The sequence below is a fragment of the Photobacterium sp. 2_MG-2023 genome (assembly GCF_030547675.1).
GTDB classification, from domain to species: Bacteria; Pseudomonadota; Gammaproteobacteria; order Enterobacterales; family Vibrionaceae; genus Photobacterium; species Photobacterium arenosum.
In genome coordinates, this window is sequence record NZ_JAUOQQ010000047.1 from 1 (window position 1) to 6,467 (window position 6,467).

The window sequence follows — 6,467 nt, forward strand, 5'->3', positions numbered from 1 at the left end:
TGGGGAGTGGGTTTCTTTCGGTTTTTTTTGTGTTGTAGCTGCGGATTTTGGTACAGCTGAGGTATGTCGCGCTTGAGCTCGGTGGTTCACTTGGCATTGTGTGATGCGCGCCAGGTACTCTTTGTTGGGGCAAAGAGTACCCAGAAAGCCCCTTTTTGTTCTTTGGTGTGGTCCGGGACGGTTGTAGGCGCTCCCGGCGCCGACAACCTAAAAATTCGTCCTGAATTTTTCCCTGGGGAGTGGGTTTCTTTCGGTTTTTTTTGTGTTGTAGCTGCGGATTTTGGTACAGCTGAGGTATGTCGCGCTTGAGTTCGGTGGTTCATTTGGCATTGTGTGATGCGCTCCCGGTGCCGACAACCTGAAAAATCGTCCTGAATGTTCCCTTGTAGAGTGGGTAACTTTGTTCTCTGAATCGTTGTTGGATAGAGCGTTTTCAGGCCTACATTCATTAAGTTACCTCTGTCATTGCCGCGCAGGCGGCAATCCATGCAGCGAGTGCGGTTTTTACGTTCGGTTTTCACAAACCATGAACGTGATTCATAGATTAATGAAATTAAATCATTTTTATTCATAATTCGACCCAAGTATAAATTACTCTATTGTCAGCTTTATACAATCTTGCAGTTGGCTCTGATTGAGGCCATTAGGCGAAAATCAAACAACTGTGAAGATGACGGACTGGAAAAACAAAAATATAAAATTGTAAAGTCCGGAAAGAACAAAAAATAAATTCAGGATTATCTCAGAAAATTGGATGACAGGTTACCATGAATAAAGATTTTAGATTTACGATAAAGAATATTTGTTTCGATGAAAATTATCATCCTTCAGATAATACCCGTATCACAACTAACTTTGCTAATTTGGCGCGAGGTGAAAGCCGTCAAGAGAACTTGCGCAATACTTTAAAGATGATTAACAATCGTTTTAATGCTTTGGCAAGTTGGGATAATCAAAAAGGCGATCGTTATTCTGTCGAGCTTGAAATTATTTCAGTGGATATGGATATTGAAGGCAGTGGTCAGGCTTTTCCATCGATTGAAGTATTGAAAACGAACATTGTTGATCATAAAACCAACGAACGCATTGAAGGCATTGTAGGGAATAATTTTTCCTCCTACGTGCGAGATTATGATTTTAGCGTATTACTGTTGGATCATAATAAGAATCAACCCAAGTTTAGCATTCCGGATAATTTTGGCGAACTGCATGGAAAGCTCTTCCAATGCTTTGTTAATTCAGATGCATACAAGGCTAATTTCAGTAAGCCGCCGGTTATCTGTCTCAGTGTTTCGGATAGCAAGATCTATCATCGCACTGAAAACCAGCATCCTGTATTGGGTTTTGAATATCAACCCAATGAGTCTTCGCTGACTGAGCAATATTTCAAGAAAATGGGATTGCAGGTTCGCTATTTCATGCCTCAAAACAGTGCTGCACCTTTAGCTTTTTATTTCTTTGGTGATTTACTGAATGATTATACGAATCTTGAGCTGATAAGCACCATCAGTACGATGGAAACATTTCAAAAGATTTACCGGCCTGAGATTTATAATGCGAATGCTTCAGCGGGAAAATTATATCAGCCCAATCTGAAAAATCAGGATCATTCATTAACTCAAATTGTTTATGACCGAGCAGAACGCAGCCAGTTGGCTATTGAGCAAGGTAAATTTGCTGAGGAACACTTCATCAAACCATACCAAAGTATTCTTGAGCAGTGGTCTGCTAATTACGCTTTATAATTAACGATAAATTACAATAGAGCCTATTATGAAAACATTATTACCGACTTCAACTTCTGGCAGTTTACCTAAGCCCTCTTGGCTTGCAGAACCTGAAACACTTTGGTCACCCTGGAAATTACAAGGTGAGGAGTTAATAGACGGCAAACACGATGCTTTACGTGTGTCATTACAAGAGCAACAACGGGCAGGTATTGATATTGTCAGTGATGGCGAGCAAACCCGTCAGCATTTTGTGACAACCTTTATTGAGCACCTCAGCGGCGTTGACTTTGAACAACGTAAAACAGTGAAAATCCGTGACCGCTATGATGCGAGTGTACCGACAGTCGTGGGTCCTGTGAGTCGCCCCAAGTCGGTTTTTGTTGAAGATGCCAAGTTTTTACGTCAGCAAACCAATCAACCCATTAAATGGGCTCTGCCTGGTCCCATGACGATGATAGATACGCTTTATGATAACCATTATAAAAGCCGCGAAAAACTTGCCTGGGAATTTGCCAAAATCCTCAATCAGGAAGCCAAAGAATTAGAAGCCGCTGGCGTTGATATCATTCAATTTGATGAGCCTGCTTTTAATGTGTTTTTTGATGAGGTCAATGACTGGGGCATTGCGGCTTTAGAAAGAGCCATTGAAGGACTTCAATGCGAAACAGCAGTACATATTTGCTACGGTTACGGCATCAAGGCTAACACAGACTGGAAAAAGACCTTGGGCTCAGAGTGGCGACAATACGAAGAAGTGTTTCCCAAACTGCAGCAATCGAATATTGATATCATCTCACTGGAATGTCACAACTCGCGGGTTCCAATCGAGCTACTGGAACTCATTCGGGGTAAAAAAGTCATGGTAGGAGCGATTGATGTCGCAACCAATACCATTGAGACACCAGAGGAAGTCGCCAATACCCTGCGAAAAGCACTGCAGTTTGTCGATGCCGACAAGCTTTATCCTTGCACCAACTGTGGCATGGCACCTTTATCCCGTGACGTCGCAAGGGGCAAGCTGAATGCCTTGAGTGCAGGTGCAGACATCGTCCGAAGAGAGCTATTGGCTTAGTACCAATATAGAGATAATTAGCAGGGTTAGCTGCCGGATTACCTTGCGGTTTAATTGGTTTTTTGCACAAACCAAACTGCTCCGCAATGATGCAAGGCGAGGATATCTTCCTCGCCTTGATCTATACGTTTACAAGGCCGTCCATGGGCTGTTCGGAGCGCCCGGTTCGTTATTGAGTGTCCACCACATGGCTTGGTACACCACGCCATTATGGGTGACGCGATCACCGGTTTGATAGGTGGCCTCCGCAGACCAGCTGGCCGCATGGGTGAAGTCCAACTTTTCCCATGGCCCGTGGGGATGGCCGGGTTCGTCGTTTTGGGACCACCATTTGGCCTGATAGACAAAGTGGTTGAATCTGACGCGATCACCGGCGAGATAGACGGCATCTGGTTGCCAGTCTGTCACGTCCGGCAGAGTCTTCATGTCCAGATTACCAACACCGATATTCATAGCATTGAGCAGATCGCCATTGTCCTGACCGTATTCCCACGAGAACAGGCCGCCGAGTTTTTTGCTGGTAGCCAGCTGGCCTTTGGCAATGATATCTGCCGGGTGATCAAAGCCGACAAACGCCGCATCCGATCCTCGCCATGCGTAGTGACACTGACAATCCGGATCGAAACGAATTTCGAAGCCGTTCACGCCTAGTCCGTCCGGACCGAGGATCTCATCTGAGATACGGGTATACGTCGCGATACCTTCGACATCCCAGGGATTCACCGCTTTCGGAAAACCGGCGGTCGCCACGCCACCAAAGGGTGATCCCTGAGGATTCAGTGCGACGCCGTCCCAGCCCTTGGCATACTTGGCAACACCCAGTACGAGCTTTTCAGCTGGCATGCCTAAACCAAGCAGATTCTGAACCGCATCTTCAGCGCCAAAACCATACCCTTTGGCTAAGTTACCGCTATGGGCGCTTATCGCAGTGTGATGGCCGACATTGTCAGATGACCAGGCTCCGAAGAAGTCGTAGGTCATCAGGAAAATCAGATCCATGGCAGGCTCTGCCCGCTGGTAGTTGACCTTGGCGGTATAAGACTCCGCTGTCGCGATGGCTGATGTCACCAGATACTCACGGCTGGTTTCGGCGCTGAGTTTGTCCATCGCAGCCCGCAGATCTATCATCAGGTCGGCATAGGCTTCACCTTCTGTCCGGTTTTGCGGCCACTCCCAGTCAATATCCACACCATCAAAGGCCGGGTTCGCTTTCAGGTAATCCACCATGGCCTGAACGAAAACCTGCCGGTTGGTACTGTTCATCGACATAGGGGCGAACGGGCCATCGCCGCCCCAGCCCCCGATTGATGGCAGAACTTTCAGGTGCGGGAAGCGGGTTTTCAGTTCACTGAATTGGGCCGAGAAGGCTTTATCAATCGTGCTGTTATTTTCAGCCAGTGTAAAATCTGGCTTGCCGGTGCAGGTGGCTTCGTGGCCTGCCCGTTGACCCGGACCGCAAATATCTAAAAAAGCGTAGAGGATATGTGTCAGGTTGTTCCCGTTGATCTGACTGATACTGGCCGGATTCGACCAGTTGGCGACATAAGTAGCCACCACATGACCGCTGTTTTGCTGGAACTCACCATGTGTGCCGGTGAACAGATCAGGCTCAGTGGCATGACTATAGGCAAAAGTGCTTGCAGCCATCAGCGCAAGCGCGGCAGGACACCATTTGAAAGCAGACTCAATCTTCATTGCTGATTCCTTCATTGTTGGATATCGCTTATATGGGATCAGTTTCACCTTGGCGGCAAGTGCTGCGGCTGCGTTATCACAAGATTCTGTGGTGGTGTTTAAAACAGTTTGTCACTGAGCAACTTGTTCTTTGCGGGAATATAGGATCTCTATCAATGTCTATTTTCCCTTGGGGAGTGCCATCAAAGTACATGTTAAGCCGTCATTCCCGCGCAGGCGGGAATCCATACAGCAAGTGTAATTTTGTGGCTGGGTGAGTATGTCGCGCTTGAGTTCGGTGGTTTAATTGGCTTTGTTTGACGCGCGCCAGGTACTCTTTGTGGGCCAAAGAGTACCCAGAAAGCCTTTTTGTTCTTTGGTGCTGTCCGGTGCGGTTGTAGGCGCTCCCGGCGCCGACAACCTGAAAATTCGTCCTGAATTTTCCCCTGGGGGAGTGCCATCAAAGTACATGTTAAGCCGTCATTCCCGCGCAGGCGGGAATCCATACAGCAAGTGTAATTTTGTGGCTGGGTGAGTATGTCGCGCTTGAGTTCGGTGCTTCACTTAGCATTGTTTTATGCGCGCCAGGTACTCTTTGTGGGCCAAAGAGTACCCAGAAAGCCTTTTTTATTCTTTGGTGTTGTCCGGTGCGGTTGTAGGCGCTCCCGGCGCCGACAACCTGAAAATTCGTCCTGAATTTTCCCCTGGGGGAATGCCATCAAAGTACATGTTAAGCCGTCATTCCCGCGCAGGCGGGAATCCATACAGCAAGTGTAATTTTGTGGCTGGGAGAGTATGTCGCGCTTGAGTCTGGTGGTTCTTTCGGCATGGTGTGACGCGCGCCAGTGACTCTTTGCTGGCACAAAGCGTAACCAGAAATGCCTTTTTATTCTTTGGTGTTGTTCGGGCCGGTTGTAGGCGCTCCTGGCGCCGACAACCTGAAAATTCGTCCTGAATTTTCCCCTGGGGGAGTAGGTAACGCTGGTTTATCACTCGTGATTGAACAGGCATGCTTCCGAGTAACTTCGTTTTGTCGAAAATATCATTGACCCACTTTTCTGCAGCAGATGGATTATCTAAAGAGATGAACTCTGCTACGTCACCAAGCTTTTGAAGCGCTAAAGGAGACCAAACTACTTTCATTTCTTAATGCGTGCTAGCACTTGGGCGCGTGCATCTTCATGAGAAACACCCAGATCGGAAGCTAACTGAGCTTCTGCTGTGCGCATTTCTTCCAGTAATTCGATTTTCTCTTGCATTGCCTCGTACTCTGCAACGTCAAGAACCACAGCGACACCTTTACCACGTTGTGTAATTACTAATGGACGACGAGTCTCATTGATTTGTTTGATGTAAGAAGCGACACTTGCGCGAAATTCAGACAACGGCTGAATATCTTGATCGAAATGAATACGACTCATGTTGAACTCCATTTGGTACAAAATAACGTACAAATGATAGTTCAGCCAGCTGTGATGAGCAAGAAGTTGATGCTGCGTTATCACGAATGAGGGACCGCAATCGCGCCTGTTATCAGTCAAAGCCAGTGCACAAACCGAATGTCGAGGGGCAGTCCCTCTTGAGGCCTTTTACATCATGCACTCTTTCGCCGTTTTCGCTTGCGCGACACCTTTTTCGATGATTGCCAATACTTGATCGTTCTTCACTGAAGATACGATTTTATCGAGCAAATTTTCTGCTGTCGCCTCAGAAGAAACATCAACCAAGCAACTGTAAGCGTTAGATATTTTATCTGTTGCTGCTGCAACCGCTTGATGGTCAGTGAAATCTGTGTTGATCAATGTGTCTATCGACTGAGCAAAATCTTGAGCCTTTTGTGTCGCATCACCAAAAACTTCAAGATTGAGATTATTTAAATCTAGCGAATCTGCTTTTTGCTGCAGACTATCGACTGCTCATAGACAGGATCTTTAGCCCTAACCCCATATTTTAGCTAGAAAAAAGGCTTCACTTATGATCTGATAATCGTC

Annotated in this window: 5 protein-coding genes and 2 pseudogenes; 2 read left to right on the forward strand and 5 right to left on the reverse strand. The window is 46.8% G+C overall.

Features of this window, described 5'->3' with window-relative positions:
- Positions 1–86 precede the first annotated feature (86 nt).
- The gene (locus Q4491_RS21280; RefSeq protein WP_303460751.1) at positions 87–572 is read right to left on the reverse strand and encodes a hypothetical protein; all 486 of its coding nucleotides are present in this window, start codon (positions 570–572) and stop codon (positions 87–89) included.
- A 195-nt stretch (positions 573–767) separates the two neighbouring features.
- Here Q4491_RS21280 and Q4491_RS21285 point away from each other — a divergent pair, with 195 nt between their 5' ends.
- Positions 768–1,745 carry a DUF1852 domain-containing protein gene (locus Q4491_RS21285; protein WP_027250703.1) on the forward strand — a complete coding sequence of 326 codons (978 nt, stop codon included), beginning with the start codon at positions 768–770 and terminating at the stop codon, positions 1,743–1,745.
- Positions 1,746–1,773: 28 nt separating this feature from the next.
- A complete protein-coding gene (locus Q4491_RS21290; RefSeq protein ID WP_192016195.1) occupies positions 1,774–2,802 on the forward strand; it encodes a methionine synthase in 1,029 nt (342 codons plus the stop codon).
- Between the two features lie 129 nt (positions 2,803–2,931).
- On the opposite strand, the gene Q4491_RS21295 is transcribed toward Q4491_RS21290, so the two are convergent.
- The 4 genes and pseudogenes from Q4491_RS21295 to Q4491_RS21310 form a co-directional block, all read right to left on the reverse strand.
- The gene (locus tag Q4491_RS21295) at positions 2,932–4,497 is read right to left on the reverse strand and encodes a glycosyl hydrolase family 18 protein (RefSeq protein WP_303460758.1); all 1,566 of its coding nucleotides are present in this window, start codon (positions 4,495–4,497) and stop codon (positions 2,932–2,934) included.
- Between the two features lie 966 nt (positions 4,498–5,463).
- Positions 5,464–5,619: pseudogene (locus Q4491_RS21300) on the reverse strand (type II toxin-antitoxin system RelE/ParE family toxin); the annotation flags it as partial.
- On the reverse strand, positions 5,616–5,897 hold the full coding sequence (locus tag Q4491_RS21305) for a type II toxin-antitoxin system Phd/YefM family antitoxin (RefSeq protein WP_027250707.1): 282 nt from the start codon (positions 5,895–5,897) through the stop codon (positions 5,616–5,618). The pseudogene Q4491_RS21300 and the gene Q4491_RS21305, both read right to left, overlap by 4 nt.
- Positions 5,898–6,065: 168 nt before the next feature.
- Positions 6,066–6,392: pseudogene (locus Q4491_RS21310) on the reverse strand (hypothetical protein); the annotation flags it as partial.
- Positions 6,393–6,467: the final 75 nt, after the last annotated feature.

Coding starts and splice junctions, on each gene's coding strand:
- Q4491_RS21280 (WP_303460751.1), bottom strand. CDS start 572: ATGAATAAAAATGATTTAATTTCATTAATCTATGAATCACGTTCATGG.
- Q4491_RS21285 (WP_027250703.1), top strand. CDS start 768: ATGAATAAAGATTTTAGATTTACGATAAAGAATATTTGTTTCGATGAA.
- Q4491_RS21290 (WP_192016195.1), top strand. CDS start 1,774: ATGAAAACATTATTACCGACTTCAACTTCTGGCAGTTTACCTAAGCCC.
- Q4491_RS21295 (WP_303460758.1), bottom strand. CDS start 4,497: ATGAAGATTGAGTCTGCTTTCAAATGGTGTCCTGCCGCGCTTGCGCTG.
- Q4491_RS21305 (WP_027250707.1), bottom strand. CDS start 5,897: ATGAGTCGTATTCATTTCGATCAAGATATTCAGCCGTTGTCTGAATTT.